The following is a 21,195-nucleotide window of genomic DNA, read 5'->3' as shown; positions in this document are numbered from 1 at the left end:
AACAGATTCTTTTTGTTGGTTTACAATTGCTTTTAACTTGAAATGAAGCATAATTCTATTTTTAAAGTTATTAAAGTTTTGGTAGCCATATGCAACTCGATTTAATACTTTGATTTTATTATTAATGCCTTCAATTCGACCATTACTGTATGGATGTGAAAGACTGTGCTCTATAAAAGGCAAGTGTTTTTGTAGTGTTTTTACGCTTGTTCTCATATAGCGTGAGATTGTACTTAAGTTAACCGTCGATAATATGTCTTCGAGTGTCTTGAAATCTTTTTCTTTGATGCTTTCCAATATTGATTGATAAAGATTGTAGTTCGCTTTTAGATTGGTATCGTAACTTAATAATTCTTCTACTATATTAACTTCGAGACGTTGTCCGAACAGCCTGTAGTACTTGTAATCGGTATAAGATAAATCCTTTTTGTATTTCAATAATAGTCTCCAATATCTTTTTAAACGCCGGTATTTTTTCATATCTTCCCCATTTGATGTTCGTAGGGAATTCATGACACGTACGCGTGTCATATTCATTGCACGACTAATTAATTGAACTAGGTGAAAACGGTCAATAATAATTTTCGCTTGTGGAAATACTTCTTGGATGACATTCACATATCCCGCATTCATATCTATGGTGACAGTTTCTACTTCTTTTAAATCGCGTCTTTGGTAGTTGGCAATAAAATGATTTTTGATGGTATAGCTATCACGGCGATCCAAAATATCAAGGATGTCTCCAGTCTCTCCATTAACATATTCAAAGGCCATTTGGCCCTTTGCATATTTAAATTCATCAAACGATAAATGTTTCGGTAATGCATGATAGTATGGCTTATATTTTTTAGCTTCTTTCGTTATGATACGTTGCACTGTTGCGGTTGAAACGGAACAGTCTTTGGCGATGTCGGTTAGGGATTGTGCATCGGTTGATTTTATAAGTACTTTCGCTCTTGTATGATTTGAAATAAAGCAGTGTTCTTCGACAATTGATGTACGTGCAATAAACGAAGTATTACAAGCTTTACAGGAAAATCGCTGTTTCTTTAGGTTTAAATACGTTGGATATATACCAGACATTGGTAGGGTGATACTTGATGTTTTCGTGCCATTTTTATAAACGGTATAATTTTCATTCTTAACCCCACAACATGCACAGTGTGTTGGTGTGTAGGTAAGTTTAGCTGGAATAAACTTGGTCATGATTCCTTGATGTTTCTTAATTTGAATAGAATCTTCTACAATCGTAATGTTTTTATCTTGTATATCGAGTAAAACTTTTATAGTCTTAGAATAAGACAAGTGATTTCCCTCCTGGATTTGGTTTTGGTCGACTTTAATTCTAAAGGGAAACTCACTTGTTTTCTATTTTTATACTAAAAAATAGTGTTAGTGAATTTTCTTCACCAACACTATTTATTGTAGAGCCGCTTTTTTTATTTTTACGATAAATACAAAAAATCATAAAAGCCGGATTTTTCCTCTCACATTTAACCTTAAAAGTACCCTCCTTTTGCAAATGGCATTCATATAGAATTAATTAATCGTTTAATTAGAGCTAATTTATTAGAAAGTACGTATAAATTAAATTGAATTACCTTGACGTCAACCAAGCATTTAGACCTATGTGTTTGAATCGAATAAAATATTCCGCAAATAACCCTAGAATGTTACACAATAGAGATATTTGAAACACAAATGTAATATTAATTTGTCTAAAAAAGTGGTTAAAAGATGTTATACTATATGAGTAAAGTCAATAAGCGATAAAAACAATCAATTTTCGAGTTGCAAAACTAGATATAAAGGTGCGTATATAGATGATTAAGATGAAAGATGTTAATAAAACATATTCCAATGGGGTCACAGCCCTAAATGGAATTAATATAAACATAGAACAAGGCGAGTTTGTATATGTCGTTGGTCCTAGTGGCGCAGGAAAGTCGACATTTGTAAAATTAATGTACAGGGAAGCAAAGCCATCCTCCGGAGAAATTGCTATTAGTGATACAGACATAACCGATATAAAAGAAAAACAGGTCCCATTTATAAGAAGACAAATAGGAGTCGTATTTCAGGATTTTAAGTTACTTCCAAAACTAACAATCTATGAAAATATTGCATTTGCGTTGGAAGTAATTGAAGAGTCACCACGTAATATTCGTAAACGGGTCATGGAAGTGCTAGAACTCGTAGGCCTGAAAAATAAAGCACGATTTATACCGGACGAGCTATCCGGTGGAGAACAGCAACGGGTATCGATTGCACGAGCGATCGTAAATCAACCAAAGATTGTCATTGCGGATGAGCCAACAGGGAACTTGGACCCGGATACTTCATGGGATATTATGCGTGTTTTTGAAGAAATCAACTCAAGAGGAACAACGGTCATTATGGCCACGCACAGTAAAGAAATTGTAAATGCGATGAAAAAGCGAGTAATCGCCATTGAAGATGGACTTATTGTCAGAGATGAGCAACAAGGGGAATACGGTTATGAAATTTAGTACGATGAAACGACATGTCCGTGAAGGAGCAAAAAACATTATACGGAACGGCTGGATGATGGTTGCATCGGTAGGGGCAGTAACGACAACATTAATTTTAGTTGGTGCGTTTCTTGCGCTCATGCTGAATATTAACCAAATGGCCGTAAAAGTAGAAGAAGATGTGGAAATCAAAGTTTTAATTGATGTAACGACTGGTGATGAAGAAGTCAAGGAAATGGGAGAAAAGATAAAAGAGTTAAATGGCGTTGATACGGTTACCTTCTCTTCCAAGGAAGAAGAATTGAAAAATCTTGTTGAAGGTATGGGAGAAGAAGGCGAATCATGGCAAATGTTCGAACAGGACAATCCTTTAAATCATGCTTACATTGTAAAGGCGGCAAATCCTGAAGAGACGGCAGCACTTGCGGAAAAAATTCAATCGTTTGATCACATCTATGAAGTGAATTACGGAAAAGATGTTGTGCAACGATTATTTGAATTTAATAAATATGCACGAACGATAGGGTTAGTTTTAATCGCGGGGCTAGTTTTAACAGCAGTGTTTCTTATTTCCAACACGATAAAATTAACTATAATGGCTCGGAGCAGAGAAATTGGGATTATGAAGTTGGTTGGAGCAACTAACGGATTTATTAGATGGCCATTTTTTATTGAAGGAATGCTACTAGGCGTGCTGGGGGCGATTATCCCAATTGCACTCATTATGACCGGTTATTATTTCATTGTTAATAGTCTCAGTGAGCAAATTACGTACAGTTTTGTACAGTTTTTACCGTTCAATCCATTTGCATGGCAACTCTCCTTAATCATTCTTGCTATAGGCATGGTTATCGGAATGTGGGGCAGTGTCATGAGTGTTCGCAAGTTTCTTAAAGTATAAGTTTACTAAACATAAATTTCAGCGGACAAGTCGTTACTTGTCTGCTGAAAAAGATTTATTTTCGTTAATATGGGGGAGGAAATCGATAAATGAAAAAGCTGTCACTCTATTTAATAGCTTTTATTGTCGTTGTAACTACTAGTTTAGTAAATGGGAATTCGTTGTCTGCCGAATCAATCGGCAGTGTTAACAAAGAAATTAAAGAACTCGAAGAAGAGCATTCGGAATTAAAGAATAAACAAAGTGAATTACATAAGGATAAATCAAGCACGGAAAAAGATATGGAAAACAATAAGCAGGAACAGGCGTCAGTTGAAGAGCAAATACATACAATTACGGAAAAACTTGACAATACACAAAGTAAAATAAAAACGAAAGAATCAGAGATTGATCAAACGAATAAAGAACTTGCTGATCTCGAAAAAGAAATTGAACAACTAAAATTGGAAATCAAAGAGCTTCAGGAACGGATAAAAAAACGTGAAGAATTATTAAAAGAACGCCTTCGCTCCATTCAAAAAAATGGTGGAAATGTTAAGTACATTGCAGTACTTCTAGGATCAGAAAACTTTAGTGATTTCATCAGCAGGTCATCTGCTGTAAATGCCATCATGGACCAAGACAAATCCATTATGGAAGAACATGCTGCCGATAAACTAGCATTGGAAAATAAACAGGTGGAAGTGGAAGAGAAGAAAGCAAGCGTTGAAAAAAAGAAAGCTGATTTAGTAAGTCAAAAGAAAAACTTAGAAGCTTTAAAAGCACAATTTGATGAGCAAAAGCAAAAGCAGGAAAGTTTAATGGGCCAATTGGAAGAAGAGCATGAAAAATTGGAAGATCATAAAACTACTGTTGAAGAAGAACAAAAGTTAATTGCCTCACAAGCAGCTGCATTAGCTCAGGCGAAACAAGTCGCAGAGCAGGAAAAGGCAGAATTGGAGGAGAAAGCAAGACAGGAAGCGGCAAGAAAGAAAGCAGCCGAAAAAGCAGTGAAAAGTTCTGGAACGGGAAATGGAAGCGGAAGTAGTAACACAAGCAACAATCATACAAATAATAGTGTAAGCAGTGGGGGCGGCGGTACTTTTATATGGCCGGCTAGTGGTAGAAGGTCTTCTGGATTCGGTCCTAGAGTACATCCGATTACCGGTGAAGTAGGTAAACATCATAATGGAATTGATATTGCTAATGGAATAGGGACGACAATTAAAGCGTCTGCTTCGGGGTCTGTTGCTTATGCTGGCTGGATGAGTGGATATGGAAATACGGTCATGCTCACGCATTCAATTAATGGAAAGACATATTCAACGCTTTATGCACACATGAGCAGTATTTCCGTTTCTGTCGGTCAGAGTGTAAGCCAAGGACAGCGAGTCGGAGGCATGGGAAGTACAGGTAATTCAACTGGATCCCATTTACATTTTGAGATTCATCCAGGAGGATATAAAAATCCAGCGAATCCACGCTCTTACCTGAATTAAAATCGAATGCATGTATTTGCATTTACTAAGCATAAACTATAATATTAAAGACATCGCACATTATTGTGTGATGTCTTTTTTGAAAGGTCAGAAAGTATAAAATTTTTGCGCATAGCTGTCTAGCTTAAGCGCCCAGCCCCTCGAGGTCTTAAGCAATAATTCTTCGTGACAAAAACCGTCACTACGAATTCTTGCTTAAGCTTGTCGGGGCTGAACAGGGCGCTCGAGCTTTTCTTACACAGTAGAAAAGACGTTTGAAAGTTAGTAAACTATAGCCAGGAAGTAACAGAGCACAGAAAAAACATTATGAAGAAGGAAAGCTGTCCACTCTCTAAAAGACGAGCAAAAGCGGATTATTCTAATAGGAGCTTCGACTTGTTCAAGAAGGAATTATCCGCATTATTTTAAAAAGAGTGTATATAAATTTAAAAACGGTCGAGGTGGAAGGATGTATTTTAAAAAACGGTATATTGCCATATTTTTATTAGTAGCGTTTGGGTTTGGCTTGGCTGGTGCCTTTGTTGGCGCAAAAATTATTCAACCTAATTTCATTAGTAAGAACAATACTGCCCAAATTGCAACAAATAATGAATCAGAAAAAAATGAAGAGGATATATCAAAGGTGATGCAAGCGTATCAGCTAATTAAACAGCACTATGTCGATGATGTTGAGGATGACAAGCTGTTTGAAGGAGCTATTCAGGGAATGCTTGATACGTTGAATGACCCTTACAGTACATATATGGACGTTGAAGCAATGAAACGGTTTAATGAACAAATTGAATCCTCGTTCCAAGGCATAGGCGCTGAAGTGAGTATGGTCGAGGACAAAGTAACTATCGTTGCACCGATAAAAGACTCTCCGGCGGAAGCGGCTGGATTGAGACCTAACGACCAAATATTAAGTGTGGATAATGAAAGTCTTGAGGGCTATGATTTAAATGAAGCGGTAGAAAAGATTCGCGGTGAAAAAGGGTCGGAGGTCGTTTTAAAGGTTCAGCGTGCGGGTGTTTCTGACCCGTTTGAAGTGACACTAGTTCGTGACGATATACCAGTGGAAACAGTTTATTCGGATACAAAAATGATCGATGGCAAAAAAACAGGAATATTAACGATTACTTCATTTTCGGAGCATACATCAGAAGAATTTTCGGAGCATCTGTCAACTCTTGAAAACAGCAATATTGATGGATTAGTTCTTGATGTACGTGGTAATCCCGGCGGTATTCTTGAAGCAGTAGAAGATGTGTTAGGACATTTTATACCAAAAGATGTTCCTTATTTACAAATTGAAGATCAAAAAGGCGAGAAAACGCCATATTATACAGAACTAGATAAGAAGAAGGATTATCCAATCAATGTGTTAATTGATGAAGGAAGTGCTTCAGCCTCAGAAATACTAGCCGTAGCCATGAAAGAAACCGGTTATGATGTGATCGGCATGACGAGCTTTGGAAAAGGTACCGTGCAACAAGCGGTTCCGCTGGGAGATGGTAGCACGATTAAGCTCACTTTTTATAAATGGTTATCACCTGAAGGGAATTGGATAAATGAAAAAGGTGTGGAGCCGACCATTGAAGAAAAACAACCTCAATATTATTATTCCAATCCGATTCAGGTTGAAGAACCACTGACATTCAACCATACAGGGGATAACATAAAAAACATTCAGACCATGCTGTCCGGTCTTGGTTATGATACGAAGCGAAAAGACGGTTATTTTGATAAGCAGACCGTAACAGCTGTCGAAAACTTCCAAAAAGAACACGATTTAAAAGTAACTGGAGAAGTAGATGAAAAGACGGCCAATTTAATTGAAACAAAAGTAGTTGAAAACATTCGTGAAGGTGAAGATGACCAACAATTAAAAGAAGCATTAAACGTTTTGTATAAATAATAATATTGTTCACAATTAGAAAAAAGATCTATATTAGCAGGAATTTGTACGAATGATGTCGAATATATATTATATTACTGTATAAAGAGAACTTCATAACTATGCTAAGAAGGTGATCACTGTGATGGAAGCATGGTTGGTTGAAATGGCTAAAGGAATAGGAAAGTTCTTTTTGAACCCGCTTTTGTACTGGGGCGTTATCCTAGTAGTTATCGCTGGCTATAAAAGAGTGAAGCTGGAGCGAAAGAATTTCGGCTATAAAATATTCGATATTTTTTCCGAGTTGAAAAATACGGGATTAATCGCAGTTGTTTTTGGCTTGCTTATTTCGATCATTACTATCGGTGCCGGCTTTGTTTATTCTTATGAAATGGTGTTGTTGTTAATTGTTGTAATGATTGTTTTAAGTATTTCGTTTCGCTTCAGCATGCTTTCAGCCGTCTATACATTAGGAATTACGTATATAATCATATTATTCGGTCCAATTTTACTAGATCTGCAAAATGTCATTGATCCAACGGTGTTTTCAACCATTTCTTTATCGAGCCTTTCTATATTGCTAGGACTGTTTCTATTGACTGAAGCCGTCTTGCTAGTAAAGGTCAAACGGAATGAAACATTTCCTCGCCTTGCTTTAAGTAATCGAGGAAATTGGGTTGGAGAGCATCAGATTAAAAAACTATCGTTCATTCCGTTTTTTATGCTTGTTCCAGCTGGTTTGATTACACCTTTTGCTCCATATTGGCCGTATTTTTCCATTGGAAGTGAATCGTACAGCTTGCTATTATTTCCTTTTTTAATAGGTGTCGATTATGTAGTAAGTGGGAGATTACCAATGTTGGCAGCAAAACAGTTGGCACGTTCGGTTGCTTATTTAGCTTTTATCGTTTTGGTAATTAGTGTAGGAAGTATTTTTATACCAGCTTTATCGCTTCTTGCCGTATTTGTTGGCATATTAGGAAAAGAAATGATTAATTATCGTCATCGACTAGCGGAAAAACGAAAGAATACGTATTTTTACCAGCTTAATGAAGGCTTAAAAGTACTTGGCGTTATCCCCGGAACGCCTGCAGAACGATTAGGGATCCTTGTTGGTGAAACAATTGTACGAGTAAATGGAAAAAAAATTTCTCGATCATTTGAATTTTATGAAGCATTGCAAGCGAGTGGAGCATTCTTTAAATTGGATATATTAGACGACAATGGAGAAATTCGTTTTCTGCAAAGTCCATTTTATGAAGGGGAACATTATAAATTAGGTATTATATTTTCAGCAGAGCCATATGCTAAACAAGTTAATTAGAATTTTTCTGACAGCAAAATATACTGCTAAAACCCGAAGAACGGATTTAAAGGTACGGATATAACATCAAACCACAAGTATAAAAACTACAAGGCCCATCAACTTGATGCAGGCCTTATTTTGTTATAAATTTGACAAGCGTTTTTTTCGATGGCTGTTAGTTTAAGGGGTTATATGCTGGCACTATTGAACTGCATAATTGTTTCGTAGTTGTAGATAGACATGGAGCAACTTATTTGGTCGATGTATAAGCAAAAAAATCGAATATTTGTTCGTTAACATGGTATAATGAATTAGATACAAAGTGTGGAATATAGCAAGATTATAGTAATTTCAACTGTATGATACTATGTTTACTATATGTATAGCTAGGTAATAACTTAATTGTATAGAAAAAACGTAGAGACATTGTGTAAACAATCCGTAAATGATTACTGAAGCAAATGGCTGCGGTAATTTTTTTACTTTCATTTTTTAAATGATAAACTAAAGACAGATGCTGAACTGGAGGGCTGTTTTGTGCAAGAACAGTTTCAATTACAAGCTCATTTTCAACCGCAAGGAGATCAACCAAAAGCAATTGAACAACTAGTTGATAAAATAAAATCGGGTCAACGACATCAAACATTACTCGGTGCAACCGGAACAGGTAAAACATATACCGTATCTAATGTTGTAGAAGAGATAAATCGACCGACATTAGTCATTGCTCACAATAAAACGTTAGCAGGGCAGTTATACAGCGAATTTAAGGAGTTTTTTCCAAATAATGCGGTGGAATATTTTGTCAGTTATTATGATTACTACCAACCGGAGGCGTATGTTCCTTCTACAGATACGTTCATAGAAAAAGATGCAAGCATAAATGATGAAATAGATAAATTGCGCCACTCGGCCACTTCTGCACTATTTGAACGAAATGATGTGTTAATTGTATCGAGTGTCTCGTGTATATATGGATTAGGTTCACCAGAAGAATATAAAAGCCAAGTACTTTCCTTAAGAATGGGTATGGAGAAAGGGCGCGATCAACTTTTACGTGATTTAGTTGATGTACAGTATGCCCGAAATGATATAGATTTTAAGCGTGGAGCATTTCGGGTCCGTGGAGATTCGGTAGAGATTATTCCCGCATCAAAAGAAGAGCATTGTATACGAATCGAATTTTTTGGTGACGAAATTGATCGGATTCGTGAAGTAGATGCATTGACTGGGGAGATTATTGGAGACCGTGAACATGTAGCTATTTTTCCTGCTTCACACTTTGTTACCCGTGATGAGAAAATGAAAATAGCGATAAAAAATATAGAATTAGAACTGGAAGAACGTTTAAAAGAGTATCGTGCGGAGAATAAACTATTAGAAGCACAACGACTGGAGCAACGAACAAACTATGATCTTGAAATGATGAAAGAAATGGGATTTTGTTCGGGTATTGAAAATTATTCCCGCCATTTAACACTACGGGAAGCAGGATCGACACCGTATACGTTGATTGATTTCTTTCCGGAAGATTTTTTAGTCGTTATTGATGAGTCGCATGCAACATTGCCGCAAGTACGTGGAATGTACAACGGAGACCGCGCGAGAAAACAAATGCTTGTTGATCACGGTTTTCGGCTTCCATCTGCTCTAGATAACCGGCCACTTAAGTTCGACGAGTTTGAGGAAAAAACGAACCAGTTAATTTATGTATCAGCAACTCCTGGACCATATGAAAGGGAACATTCGCCGGAAATGATTGAACAAATTATCCGTCCTACCGGATTGTTGGATCCTGAAGTGCATGTGCAGCCGATTGAAGGGCAAATCGATCATTTAATTGGAGAAATTAATGCACGAACTGAACGAAACGAACGAGTACTTGTAACGACATTAACGAAAAAAATGTCCGAAGATTTAACGGACTATTTCAAAGAACTAGGCTTAAAAGTAGCCTATTTGCATTCCGAGATAAAAACATTGGAACGGATTGAAATTATTCGCGATTTACGGATCGGCAAATATGATGTGCTTATCGGTATTAATTTATTGCGTGAAGGACTGGATATTCCTGAAGTATCCCTTGTTGCCATATTGGATGCAGACAAGGAAGGTTTCCTTCGTTCTGAACGTTCGCTTATCCAAACGATGGGGCGAGCTGCCCGTAACGAAAATGGCCAAGTCATTATGTATGCGGATCGGATTACAGACTCTATGCGCGTTGCTATAGATGAAACAAATCGCCGTCGAGAAATACAGGAAGCATATAATATAGAGCATAATATTACACCGAAAACAATTAAGAAAGAAGTTCGTGATGTTATTCGTGCAACTGTTGCTGCTGAGGAGGCGGAACAGTATGATGGAAGTATAACGAAGATCTCTAAATTACCTGCAAAGGAAAAAGCAGAAGTTATTGAACAAATGGAAAGAGAAATGAGAGAAGCAGCAAAAGAACTTGATTTTGAAAAAGCTACTGAACTGCGAGATATTATTTTTGAGTTAAAAGCGGAAGGATGACGCGTTCATGCCTAATAATGCTATAAAGATACAAGGTGCAAGAGCACATAATTTAAAAAATATTAATGTAACGATACCAAAAAATAAATTAGTCGTTGTAACCGGACTTTCCGGATCTGGAAAGTCCTCGCTTGCGTTCGACACGATTTACGCGGAAGGCCAGCGTCGATATGTAGAGTCACTTTCCGCATATGCCCGGCAATTTCTCGGACAGATGGATAAACCGGATGTAGATACGATCGAAGGATTATCACCGGCCATATCGATTGATCAAAAAACGACGAGTAAAAACCCACGTTCTACTGTTGGCACGGTAACGGAAATATATGATTATCTCCGCTTATTATATGCTAGAATTGGAAGACCAATTTGTCCGGAACACGGGATTGAGATAACGTCACAAACCGTTCAGCAAATGGTAGATCGAATTTTGGAATATCCCGAACGGACAAAAATTCAAATTTTAGCACCAGTCGTTACCGGCCGTAAAGGTGAGCATGTGAAAGTGCTTGAGGATTTAAAAAAAGAAGGCTATGTGCGCATTCGTGTGGACAATGAAATGCGCGAAGTAACCGATGAGATCAAGCTCGAAAAAAACAAAAAGCATTCTATTGAAGTTGTCGTTGACCGGATTGTCGTAAAAGAAGGGGTTGCCAGTCGACTGAGTGATTCTATTGAAACGGCTTTGCCATTAGGGGATGGCCGGATTATTGTCGACGTTATTGGTGATGAAGAACTTGTTTTTAATGAAAACCATGCTTGTCCTATTTGTGGATTTTCTATAGAGGAATTGGAACCGCGTTTGTTTTCGTTTAATAGTCCATATGGCGCGTGTACGACTTGCAGCGGCTTGGGAACAAATTTAGAAGTTGATATCGATCTTGTCATTCCAGATTGGGAAAAAACATTGAATGAACATGCACTAGCTGCTTGGGCTCCGATAAGTTCACAATATTACCCACAGTTATTAAAAAGTGTATGTGATCATTATGGAATTGATATGGATATACCTGTGAAAAAAATTCCTAAAAATCAATTGGATAAAATTTTATATGGTAGTGGAAAAGAGAAAATTTATTTTTACTATGTGAATGATTTTGGAAACGTGCGCGAAAGTGAAATTCACTTCGAAGGGGTTATCCATAATATTTCTCGGCGTTATCATGAAACATCCTCCGACTTTATTCGGGAAACGCTTGAAAAGTTTATGGCACAGAAAAATTGCCCTTCGTGTAATGGCTACCGACTCAAAAAAGAAGCACTTGCCGTACGTGTGAATGAAAAACATATTAGCGAAGTGACCGATTTTTCAATAAACGAAGCGAAACAATTTTTTATGCAATTACCATTAACTGAAAAAGAAGAACAAATTTCTCGGTTAATTTTAAAGGAAATTTGCGATCGGCTCGATTTCTTAAATAATGTTGGTTTGGATTATTTAACGATGTCACGTTCGTCAGGAACATTGTCCGGTGGGGAAGCACAACGTATTCGTCTTGCTACTCAGATCGGCTCTGCTCTGACAGGAGTCTTATATGTATTGGATGAACCGTCGATCGGATTGCATCAGCGGGATAATAATCGTCTGATCAATACATTAATGCGAATGCGAGATCTTGATAATACATTAATTGTCGTGGAACATGATGAAGATACGATGCTCGCAGCTGATTGGCTCATTGATATCGGCCCTGGTGCAGGGGATCATGGCGGTGAAATTGTCGCGAGTGGCACACCTGCCAAAGTTATGAAAACAAAAAAATCATTAACAGGTAAATATCTTTCCGGTAAAGAGTATATTCCATTACCCGTGGAACGCCGCATAAGTGATGACCGTTTCATAGAAGTAATCGGTGCAGAGCAAAATAATTTAAAAAATGTTTCCGCTCAGTTTCCTATTGGCCTATTAACGGTGGTGACCGGTGTCTCAGGCTCAGGTAAAAGTACCCTTGTGAATGAAATTTTATATAAATCATTAGCCAAGCATTTGTACAGTGGCAAGCATAAACCCGGAAAACACGAAACAGTTAATGGACTTGATTATATTGAAAAGGTGATTGACATTAATCAATCGCCCATCGGAAGAACGCCTCGTTCAAATCCGGCTACGTATACGAGTTTATTCGACGATATTCGGGATGTGTTTGCGCAAACAAATGAGGCAAAAATGCGTGGTTATAAAAAAGGCCGGTTTAGTTTTAACGTAAAAGGCGGCCGCTGTGAAGCATGCCGCGGGGATGGCATTTTAAAAATTGAAATGCATTTTCTACCGGATGTCTATGTCCCTTGTGAAGTATGCCATGGGAAACGGTACAACCGAGAAACATTGGAAGTAACGTTTAAAGGGAAAAACATAGCCGACGTACTCGATATGCGTATTGAAGAAGCGCTGGACTTTTTCAGCAATATCCCACGAATAAAACGAAAGTTACAAACGATCTTTGATGTCGGTCTCGGATATATAAAGCTTGGACAGTCAGCAACGACATTGTCTGGTGGAGAAGCTCAGCGGGTTAAACTTGCTAGTGAATTGCATAAACGTTCTACTGGAAAAACATTTTATATTTTAGATGAACCAACAACCGGTTTGCATACAGATGATATACGACGATTATTAACCGTATTGCAACGACTTGTAGAAAATGGGGATACCGTTTTAATTATTGAACATAATCTAGATGTCATTAAAACGGCAGACCACATTATAGACCTTGGCCCAGAAGGTGGCGATGGTGGCGGAGAAATTATCGCAACAGGTACGCCAGAACAAATTGCGGATATGAGTGCATCTTACACAGGCAAGTATTTAAAACCAATATTGGAGCGAGACCGTGAACGAATGAAAGAAAGAGTCGGACAGAAAGAAAAAGCAGCAACCGCTAAATAAAAAATAAATCATAGCTGTTCGGATCTTGGGGGTTCCGACAGCTTTTTCATATAATCGGATTGTGGATAAGATAACTAACAATGATGCACTACACTAGAGTTGATATAGATAAATGCGTAAGTTACCCACTTGTAAGTAAAATGTTTTGACGCATATGTACGGTTTCGTTAAGCTATAAGAGTATATAATGGGGAGGTACGGAAGAATGAATCCGATTGAAGTTGAAAAAGTTCAGCAAGTACTTGAACAATTTAAGAATAAACCTGTGTTTATCCATTTAGAAACAACAAATGGTGCTTATGCGAGCCATTTTGATAATAAGGGTGTAAACGTCGGTGCATATATTCGCAATGCAGGAATCAAATTTTCACAGGCAAAAATTATCGGCGAAAATAGTTCGTATCGTGTAGGGTTAAAAACGGAAAACGGTTGGGTTTATGCAGAAGGGCTAACTGATTGGGAAATGTATGAAAGTAATAAACTACTGCTAGCCGGCCATGACCCTGAAGGCAGACTGATGGTTGCATTGCAAATTAGTGAAACACCCTTTAACTAATAAAACATTCAAGAAGCTCGGCATTAATCGTTTGGGTATTCAGCGTTAGCTTAAATGTTTTATATATTTATGTTTTTGAATACTCATGAATAGAATAATTTATGGAACAACGATGTTCCAATAAGAAAAGGTGAATAAGTCATGGAAAAACATGTTGTTGTTATTTATCCGCACCCTGATGATGAGTCATTTGGTGCTGCGGGAACGATTATCAATTTTCGTAAACAAGGTGTTCCGGTTACGTATTTATGTGGAACAATGGGGGAAATGGGCCGTAATATGGGGTCTCCCGTTTTTGCCAACCGGGAAACATTATCAAAAATAAGAGAAAAAGAACTCATTGAAGCGTGTAAAATGCTTGATATTGATTTCCGTGCCCTTGGATATCGCGATAAAACAATCGAATTTGAAGATAAGGATGCAGTAGCCGCTCATGTGAAAAGCGTACTAGAAGAGATCAATCCATCATTGGTCATTACGCATTATCCGGATCATGGAGTTCACCCGGACCATAATGCATTAGGTGCAGCAACGATTGAAGCGGTTCGTTTGATGGATGAAGATAAGCGTCCAACTGTCTGGGCTTCCGCCATTTCAAAAAACTTTGAGGAAGTTCTGGGAAATCCGGATATTATTCACGACATTACACCTATCTTTGATCAAAAAATGGAGGCAATCCTTACCCATAAATCACAGGCGGAAGGAATGTTAAAGCGTTTTGATAAACATCCGGAAGAAATGGCGCTTATGCGGGAAAACTATGAAAAACGACTAGGGAAAGAACAGTTTTTTATTTGGGATTATAGTAACGCATAAACTTTTTATTTCTTTGACAAGGAAAACAGGAGGAATCTATATGAAACGACTGTATCGGTCAAGAAGTGAACGAATTGCCTATGGTGTTCTAGGTGGCATTGCAGCCTATTTCCGCATTGACCCAGCCATTGTGCGCTTGTTGTTTGTAGCGGGGTTGTTTTTAAGTTCTGGTTCGTTAATTTTCCTGTATATTGTAGGAATCTTTATTATTCCTGACGAGTGGGGGATTTAGTCATGATTATACGGTGGGTGTTGTCGTTAATTTTAAATGCTGTTGCCCTTATTGCCGTTGCACAATTGTTTGACTCCTTCCATATTGAAAATTTCGTTACGGCTTTGTTTGCCAGTGTCATTTTATCGATTCTCAATTTAATCGTGAAGCCAATTTTGATCATATTTACATTACCGATTACCATTATGACGTTTGGTCTGTTTTTATTTATTATTAATGCGATCACGCTGTACATTACGCAAGGATTAATGGACCAATCTTTTGTTATAGATGGATTCGGAATTACGATCATTGCCTCCATCATTATTTCTATTATAAATACACTATTGAACCAATTAATTAGCGATGTAAAAAACTGAATTTGTGGTTCTGAGAACATAGCCGCACCTTTCACAACATAGGTTTCTCGTTTTGGAAAAGGTTGTGAAGATTTATCCCCTTTTGTAATAATCTATCTAAAGGGGATATTTAGTGAAAAAAATATCATAATCGGGTCAGATATAGAAATAAGGGGGAAAATAGTTATGACACAGTTAATTGGGAAAACAGCTATTGTTACCGGAGCAAGCAGTGGCATTGGAATTGCAATTACGAAAGAACTTGCAAAGGAAGGCGCAAATGTTGTATTAGCAGCTAGAAATAAAGAAAAACTTGAAAACATTGCTTCGGAGATTGGCGTAGAAGAAAATATATTATATGTCCAGACTGATGTGACAAAGCAACAAGATGTTTCTCTTCTGGTAGAACGTGCAAAGCTAGACTTCGGAAGGGTAGATATTTATGTGAACAATGCCGGGAGGATGGCTTCTAGCAGAGTTTTAGAAGGAAGTATCTCTGATTGGGAGCAAATGATTGATATCAATATCAAAGGAGTCCTTTACGGTATCCATTCAATTTTACCTGACATGCTGGAGAATAAAAGTGGTCATATCGTGAATATTGCTTCTGATTCAGGTTTTGAAGTTATTGAAAGACTCACAGTATACTGTGCAACAAAATTTGCTGTTCGGGCGATTTCCACCGGACTAGAAAAGGAACTAGCCAACACTGGTGTACGTACCACTAATATTTCGCCAGGAATGGTCGAAACCCCTTTAAGTTCAAAGAGTCCATTTGAGACTGATCGAAAAAAACTTGAACCAGCTGACATTGCAAAAGCAGTTGTCTTTGCCGTGACTCAGCCGGAACATGTAAATGTGAATGAAATTACAGTTAGACCAGTTTGACAGATTTATCTAACAATTATCGGGTACCATTCCGGAATAAGCCTTGGAACTACTCCATACATAAGGGGTAGATTTTAAAGTAAAGTTGAAATAACGAAGTACGTTAAGATACAAATATTAACTTCTTAATATGAATACTTTAAATTAAGGCTATTAGAGTATTGTAAAATCATCATAGCTGTTTTGCGGAATACAGCTATTTCCATTTTAAGAATGGTTAACTGTTCGCTGTCCTTAAATTCAGGTATTTTTTCAATCTCGCTCATTAACTGCATAGCATGCATAAAATTAGATGCTGCCGGGTTAACTAATTCATGAATCCAAATTTCAATACTTGATGGTGAATACGCATTTGTTACACGTAGACATTCTACATATCCTTGGCAACGGTGATGAAAATAAGCCCCTAAATCGAAGTAATCAATAAATTGGTTCCACGAAATTGGTAAGGAATCCGAAAGTTCGATGGTTAGGAAGTATGTCGTTTTTCGAATTCCTTCAATTTGGTTACTGAAGTCGACGAGCAAATTATAAATTTCCTCAAATGTTGTTTGTATGCTTACATTGTTCACATGAAATTCTCCTTTCATCATTTCCTTATTCATGCATATTCAAAAAGGAGGTAAAAAGCGCAGTAGATCAAAGCGATTTTTACTAGACTTTTTGAATAACTCTTAAAAGTATTGTATGTATGACCTAACATTTAGTCACTAACCTAAAAGTTTAAAGGCTTCATATTTTCATCTAAATATAGCCTTTGCCTAATATTTTTGGTGAATGTATTTTGCAAAATTCACTGAGTAAGGAGGTGTCTTGAAAATTTACTTCCCATGCCTCTGAAAGTAATTGTTTACTATCTTTCCATATATGAAATATCACTGAAGGAATTTTCTATACATGTACAGTCACGTCTTCATTCAAAATATGCTACAATAAAAAGCAGTCATTGTATCTAGTTGGAGGGATAACTATGCCATCAGTCGTACGAACAAAACATTTATTGGAAAATTTCAATCTTACTCTTGCGGCGGGTGAAGATGGATTACATCGCGAAATAACGACGAGCGATCTTTCGCGCCCGGCTATTGAAATGACCGGATATTTTAACTATTATCCTAAAGAGCGGATACAATTAATCGGAAAAACAGAAATGGGTTATTTTCTTGATTTAACAGAAAGTGAGCAAAGAGATCGGGCCGAACGACTATGTACGGATATTACACCCGGAATTGTTGTTTCAAACTGGATGGACATTCCGGACACTTTATTGGAGGCTGCTAACTACGCAGGGGTCCCCATATTAAAATCCCCACGTAAGACAACACGTGTAATTACACGAATTACACATTTTCTAGAAACCAAATTCGCCCCTACGACAGCCATTCACGGTGTGCTTGTAGATGTGTATGGAGTAGGCGTTTTAATAACGGGTTCGAGCGGAGTAGGGAAAAGTGAAACGGCACTCGAACTTGTCAAACGTGGACACCGACTTGTTGCTGATGACAGTGTTGAAATGCGACAAGAAGATTATGATGTCTTGATCGGAAGTGCGCCTCCTTTAATCGAGCATTTATTGGAAATTAGAGGTTTAGGTATCATTAATGTTATGACGTTATTTGGAGCCGGATCCGTAAAGAACTATAAAAAAATATCAATGATTATTGAACTTGAACTTTGGGATGAACATAAGCAATATGAGCGTTTAGGAATTGAAGAAGATACATTGAAAATTATGGATGTTCACGTTCCTAAAGCGACCATACCAGTAAGGCCGGGAAGAAACTTGGCGGTAATTATTGAAGTAGCTGCAATGAATTTCCGTTTGAAACGAATGGGAGTCAATACAGCAGAAGAATTTTCAGATCAGTTGACGACAATGATTAAGCAAGGAAACGATGATGACATTTATTAGGAGTGATTGTATTGATGTGTGATGCCCCTTCGCTAAATAGGGTTTTTATTGATTTTGGGCCAATAACGATTTATTGGTACGGCGTTATTATTGCGACTGGGTTGTTTTTAGGTTTGTATTTGGCGACAAAAGAAGCGGATCGTCTTGGACTTAAAAAAGACCTTATCGTTGATTTAATTATGTTTGCAACGCCGATTGCAATTATATTTGCTCGTATTTATTATGTAACATTTGAATGGGATCGTTACGTTGGTGGCCCATGGTGGAAAGTGTTTGCCATCTGGGAAGGCGGTATCGCTATTCACGGCGCACTGATTGGTTCCGTGTTGACTGCAATTGTATATGCACGTGTGAAAAATGTTTCGTTTTGGCAGCTGGCGGATATTATTGCACCCAGTTTAATTCTTGGACAAGCAATTGGCCGCTGGGGGAACTTCATGAATCAGGAAGCCCATGGTGGAGCTATTTCCGAGACTACATACGAAAGCTTTCATCAATATTTACCGGACTTTATTATGAATCAGATGTGTATTGAGGGCGTCATGTATCACCCGACTTTTCTATATGAATCACTCTGGAATATACTTGTGTTTGTATTACTGCTTTTAATGCGGAAATATAACCCATTAAGAGGGGAAATTTTCCTAAGCTATTTAATGATGTATTCCGTCGGACGATTCTTTATTGAAGGAATGCGTACGGACAGCTTGTATCTATTTGGGCCAATTCGAACCGCTCAGTTTATTTCGATTCTGCTTATTATTGGGGCGATTGCCTTTATAATTTATCACAGAAAAACAAAATCCGTTCGCTATTATTACAATGGGAAACGAGTGAAACCGCAACGGAAGAATAAAAAGAAGTAAATTGTTTATAGGTATACGGGAATTTATTGTTGTTAAAGGTGTCAAAATGGAGGATTAGAATTGACAGGAATTGTAACGCGTGGTTTATTGCAAGGATTAAATGTTTCATGGACATTAGGAAAAATTGTATTTCCGGTGACATTTATTGTAATGATCTTACAGCATACTCCAATACTTCCCGCATTCATCAAGTTATTAAGTCCTGTTATGGGATTGATCGGCTTGCCTGGAGAAGCAGCAATGCCTCTCGTCCTTGGGAATGCATTAAATTTGTATGCAGGAATTGGTGCTATTGTTTCGTTTGACTTTACTGTTAAAGAAGTGTTTATTTTAGCGATGATGCTTTCATTTTCACACAATTTATTTATCGAGTCATCGGTTGCATCTAAAGTAGGTGTCAGTTGGTGGTTGATTTCAGGTATTCGAGTCGGGTTGGCCTTGACTTCGGGGTTTATTATTAATCTTGTTTGGCAGGGAGCAGGTGGCTCGGAACCGGCGCAATATGGATTTATATCATCATCAGATGTTGTGCTGAATGGATGGTTCGACATTGTTCTATATGGTTTTCAAACCGCGATCATTGCTGTTATTCAGCTATCGTTAGTCATATTTCCGCTCATGCTTGCTATGCAATTTTTGCGGGAAAAAGGTTGGTTAACAGCTCTTTCCAATCGATTTGCACCATTTACTAAGTTAATGGGGATGGAAAAAAATACGTCAATGACACTTGTCACCGGCTTGACGATCGGCTTGGCATTCGGTGCTGGTGTAATGATTCAGGCGGTTAAGGAAGATGGGGTCTCACGCAGAGATACAATATTGGCACTCATCTTTCTTGTTTCCTGTCACGCCGTTATTGAAGATACCGTTGTATTTATTCCCTTGGGTATTCCTGTCTGGCCATTACTTGTCATCCGTTTATTGATGGCAGTTGTATTAACGATGACGATCGCATTTATTTGGAAACGAACGGAGAAAAGAAAGGAAGTATATCATGAGTATTGATACAGTTTTATTTGATTTGGATGGTACGTTGATTGATACAAATGAATTAATCATTTCATCATTTGAACATACATTTGAACATTATGGATTAACCTTTACAAAAAAGGAAATAATGGAATTTAATGGGCCCCCATTAATTGATACATTTCAGGAAATAAATCCTGACCTGGCTGAGGCTATGATTGATACGTATCGAGAACATAATATAAAGCATCACGATAATTTCGTAAAAGTATTCCCTTATGTGTTGGAAACTGTTGAACAACTACGACAGCATCAAATCAAGATGGGGATTGTATCAGCAAAAATGCGGCAGGGAGTGTTGAAAGGTCTATCTTTAACTGGACTAGAAGACTATTTTGAAACAATCGTCTCAATGGATGATGTGACTCATCCAAAACCACATCCGGAACCGGTTTTAAAGGCAATGAGCAATCTAGGAGCAACACCTGAGACATCGATAATGGTAGGCGATAACTATCATGATATTGAATCGGGGAAAAATGCTGGAGTTAAAACAGCCGGTGTGGCATGGAGTGAGAAAGGGAAAGAATTTCTTTTGAATTATGATCCAACGTATATGCTAGAAGACATGCGTGATTTGTTAAAAATTGTCGGGGTGTAACAGATATGCGAAAAACAGAACGGATATATGTAAAAGATACAAATTCTTTATGGCAAATCTATAAGACGGTATCTTTTTGGAAGGTAATGAAAAATTTTATTATTATCCAAATTGCACGTTATACTCCGTTTTTACGTATGAAAAATTGGCTATACCGAACATTTCTTCGTATGAAAGTCGGTAAGCACACTTCTTTTGCACTGATGGTGATGCCGGATGTAATGTTTCCGGAAAAAATTACGGTGGGTAGCAATAGCATTATTGGTTACAATACAACTATTCTGGCGCATGAATACTTAATTAAGGAATATCGAACCGGAGATGTTATGATTGGAAATGAAGTCATGATTGGTGCGAATACGACGATTCTGCCCGGTGTGACAATTGGTGATCATGCCATAGTATCGGCCGGGTCACTGGTGCATAAAGATGTACCCGCGGGATGCTTCGTCGGGGGAAATCCGATGAAGTTGATATACACGAAAGAAGAAATGGAA

The 21,195-nt window shown here is 37.7% G+C and carries 19 protein-coding genes; 17 read left to right on the top strand and 2 right to left on the bottom strand.

Annotation, left to right across the window (positions count from 1 at the left end; all coding sequences use genetic code 11):
- Nucleotides 1-1,305, bottom strand: a 1,305-nt coding sequence (locus ACLIBG_RS11480) for an ISL3 family transposase (protein ID WP_439312902.1), incomplete at its 3' end; no start/stop codon positions are given.
- Nucleotides 1,306-1,823: 518 nt separating this feature from the next.
- Between ACLIBG_RS11480 and ftsE the strand changes: the two genes are divergently transcribed.
- From ftsE to ACLIBG_RS11420, 12 genes are all read left to right on the top strand, one after another.
- Nucleotides 1,824-2,510: a cell division ATP-binding protein FtsE gene (gene ftsE, locus ACLIBG_RS11475; RefSeq protein ID WP_439312901.1), complete on the top strand. Its 687-nt coding sequence runs from the start codon at nt 1,824-1,826 to the stop codon at nt 2,508-2,510.
- Nucleotides 2,500-3,393: a permease-like cell division protein FtsX gene (gene ftsX, locus ACLIBG_RS11470; RefSeq protein WP_439312900.1), complete on the top strand. Its 894-nt coding sequence runs from the start codon at nt 2,500-2,502 to the stop codon at nt 3,391-3,393. The genes ftsE and ftsX overlap by 11 nt, the downstream gene beginning before the upstream one ends.
- An 89-nt stretch (nt 3,394-3,482) precedes the next feature.
- On the top strand, nt 3,483-4,871 hold the full coding sequence (locus ACLIBG_RS11465; protein WP_439312899.1) for a murein hydrolase activator EnvC family protein: 1,389 nt from the start codon (nt 3,483-3,485) through the stop codon (nt 4,869-4,871).
- Between the two features lie 448 nt (nt 4,872-5,319).
- Nucleotides 5,320-6,768, top strand: coding sequence for a S41 family peptidase (locus tag ACLIBG_RS11460; RefSeq protein ID WP_439312898.1), 1,449 nt, complete (start codon nt 5,320-5,322; stop codon nt 6,766-6,768).
- A 124-nt stretch (nt 6,769-6,892) separates the two neighbouring features.
- Nucleotides 6,893-8,071 (top strand): PDZ domain-containing protein, encoded by a 1,179-nt coding sequence (locus tag ACLIBG_RS11455; protein WP_439312897.1) that lies wholly within the window; start codon nt 6,893-6,895, stop codon nt 8,069-8,071.
- A 519-nt stretch (nt 8,072-8,590) separates the two neighbouring features.
- On the top strand, nt 8,591-10,573 hold the full coding sequence (gene uvrB / locus ACLIBG_RS11450) for an excinuclease ABC subunit UvrB (protein ID WP_439312896.1): 1,983 nt from the start codon (nt 8,591-8,593) through the stop codon (nt 10,571-10,573).
- A gap of 7 nt (nt 10,574-10,580) precedes the next feature.
- A complete protein-coding gene (gene uvrA / locus ACLIBG_RS11445) occupies nt 10,581-13,460 on the top strand; it encodes an excinuclease ABC subunit UvrA (protein WP_439312895.1) in 2,880 nt (959 codons plus the stop codon).
- 205 nt (nt 13,461-13,665) lie between these two features.
- Nucleotides 13,666-14,016 (top strand): YojF family protein, encoded by a 351-nt coding sequence (locus ACLIBG_RS11440; protein ID WP_439312894.1) that lies wholly within the window; start codon nt 13,666-13,668, stop codon nt 14,014-14,016.
- Nucleotides 14,017-14,157: 141 nt separating this feature from the next.
- Nucleotides 14,158-14,832: a bacillithiol biosynthesis deacetylase BshB2 gene (gene bshB2 / locus ACLIBG_RS11435; RefSeq protein ID WP_439312893.1), complete on the top strand. Its 675-nt coding sequence runs from the start codon at nt 14,158-14,160 to the stop codon at nt 14,830-14,832.
- A gap of 40 nt (nt 14,833-14,872) precedes the next feature.
- The gene (locus ACLIBG_RS11430; protein ID WP_439312892.1) at nt 14,873-15,064 is read left to right on the top strand and encodes a PspC domain-containing protein; all 192 of its coding nucleotides are present in this window, start codon (nt 14,873-14,875) and stop codon (nt 15,062-15,064) included.
- 2 nt (nt 15,065-15,066) lie between these two features.
- A complete protein-coding gene (locus tag ACLIBG_RS11425; protein WP_439312891.1) occupies nt 15,067-15,423 on the top strand; it encodes a phage holin family protein in 357 nt (118 codons plus the stop codon).
- A 165-nt stretch (nt 15,424-15,588) separates the two neighbouring features.
- Complete coding sequence (locus ACLIBG_RS11420; RefSeq protein WP_439312890.1) at nt 15,589-16,290, top strand: SDR family oxidoreductase; 702 nt, start codon at nt 15,589-15,591, stop codon at nt 16,288-16,290.
- A 125-nt stretch (nt 16,291-16,415) separates the two neighbouring features.
- On the opposite strand, the gene ACLIBG_RS11415 is transcribed toward ACLIBG_RS11420, so the two are convergent.
- Nucleotides 16,416-16,862, bottom strand: coding sequence for a hypothetical protein (locus ACLIBG_RS11415; protein ID WP_439312889.1), 447 nt, complete (start codon nt 16,860-16,862; stop codon nt 16,416-16,418).
- A gap of 398 nt (nt 16,863-17,260) precedes the next feature.
- On the opposite strand from ACLIBG_RS11415, the gene hprK reads away from it, so the two are divergent.
- The 5 genes from hprK to ACLIBG_RS11390 all read left to right on the top strand — a co-directional run.
- The gene (hprK, locus tag ACLIBG_RS11410; RefSeq protein ID WP_439312888.1) at nt 17,261-18,202 is read left to right on the top strand and encodes an HPr(Ser) kinase/phosphatase; all 942 of its coding nucleotides are present in this window, start codon (nt 17,261-17,263) and stop codon (nt 18,200-18,202) included.
- An 11-nt stretch (nt 18,203-18,213) separates the two neighbouring features.
- Complete coding sequence (gene lgt, locus ACLIBG_RS11405) at nt 18,214-19,068, top strand: prolipoprotein diacylglyceryl transferase (RefSeq protein WP_439312887.1); 855 nt, start codon at nt 18,214-18,216, stop codon at nt 19,066-19,068.
- A gap of 60 nt (nt 19,069-19,128) precedes the next feature.
- The gene (locus ACLIBG_RS11400) at nt 19,129-20,073 is read left to right on the top strand and encodes a nucleoside recognition domain-containing protein (RefSeq protein ID WP_439312886.1); all 945 of its coding nucleotides are present in this window, start codon (nt 19,129-19,131) and stop codon (nt 20,071-20,073) included.
- On the top strand, nt 20,063-20,698 hold the full coding sequence (ppaX, locus tag ACLIBG_RS11395) for a pyrophosphatase PpaX (RefSeq protein WP_439312885.1): 636 nt from the start codon (nt 20,063-20,065) through the stop codon (nt 20,696-20,698). Before ACLIBG_RS11400 ends, ppaX begins: the two co-directional genes overlap by 11 nt.
- Before the next feature lie 5 nt (nt 20,699-20,703).
- Nucleotides 20,704-21,195: acyltransferase (locus ACLIBG_RS11390; RefSeq protein ID WP_439312884.1), on the top strand; the 492-nt coding region annotated here is incomplete at its 3' end.

Origin of the sequence: Virgibacillus sp. W0181 (assembly GCF_051846915.1) — a bacterium.
Taxonomy (GTDB): Bacteria; Bacillota; Bacilli; order Bacillales; family Amphibacillaceae; genus JBPYCR01.
This window is presented reverse-complemented; position numbering and strand designations above follow the sequence as displayed.

Excerpts from the sequence above, each read along its gene's own strand:
- ACLIBG_RS11455 (WP_439312897.1), top strand. The coding sequence starts at position 6,893 with ATGGAAGCATGGTTGGTTGAAATGGCTAAAGGAATAGGAAAGTTCTTT.
- ACLIBG_RS11465 (WP_439312899.1), top strand. The coding sequence starts at position 3,483 with ATGAAAAAGCTGTCACTCTATTTAATAGCTTTTATTGTCGTTGTAACT.
- bshB2 (WP_439312893.1), top strand. The coding sequence starts at position 14,158 with ATGGAAAAACATGTTGTTGTTATTTATCCGCACCCTGATGATGAGTCA.
- ACLIBG_RS11460 (WP_439312898.1), top strand. The coding sequence starts at position 5,320 with ATGTATTTTAAAAAACGGTATATTGCCATATTTTTATTAGTAGCGTTT.
- ACLIBG_RS11440 (WP_439312894.1), top strand. The coding sequence starts at position 13,666 with ATGAATCCGATTGAAGTTGAAAAAGTTCAGCAAGTACTTGAACAATTT.
- ACLIBG_RS11425 (WP_439312891.1), top strand. The coding sequence starts at position 15,067 with ATGATTATACGGTGGGTGTTGTCGTTAATTTTAAATGCTGTTGCCCTT.
- uvrA (WP_439312895.1), top strand. The coding sequence starts at position 10,581 with ATGCCTAATAATGCTATAAAGATACAAGGTGCAAGAGCACATAATTTA.
- ftsX (WP_439312900.1), top strand. The coding sequence starts at position 2,500 with ATGAAATTTAGTACGATGAAACGACATGTCCGTGAAGGAGCAAAAAAC.
- ACLIBG_RS11420 (WP_439312890.1), top strand. The coding sequence starts at position 15,589 with ATGACACAGTTAATTGGGAAAACAGCTATTGTTACCGGAGCAAGCAGT.
- ppaX (WP_439312885.1), top strand. The coding sequence starts at position 20,063 with ATGAGTATTGATACAGTTTTATTTGATTTGGATGGTACGTTGATTGAT.
- ftsE (WP_439312901.1), top strand. The coding sequence starts at position 1,824 with ATGATTAAGATGAAAGATGTTAATAAAACATATTCCAATGGGGTCACA.
- ACLIBG_RS11430 (WP_439312892.1), top strand. The coding sequence starts at position 14,873 with ATGAAACGACTGTATCGGTCAAGAAGTGAACGAATTGCCTATGGTGTT.
- hprK (WP_439312888.1), top strand. The coding sequence starts at position 17,261 with ATGCCATCAGTCGTACGAACAAAACATTTATTGGAAAATTTCAATCTT.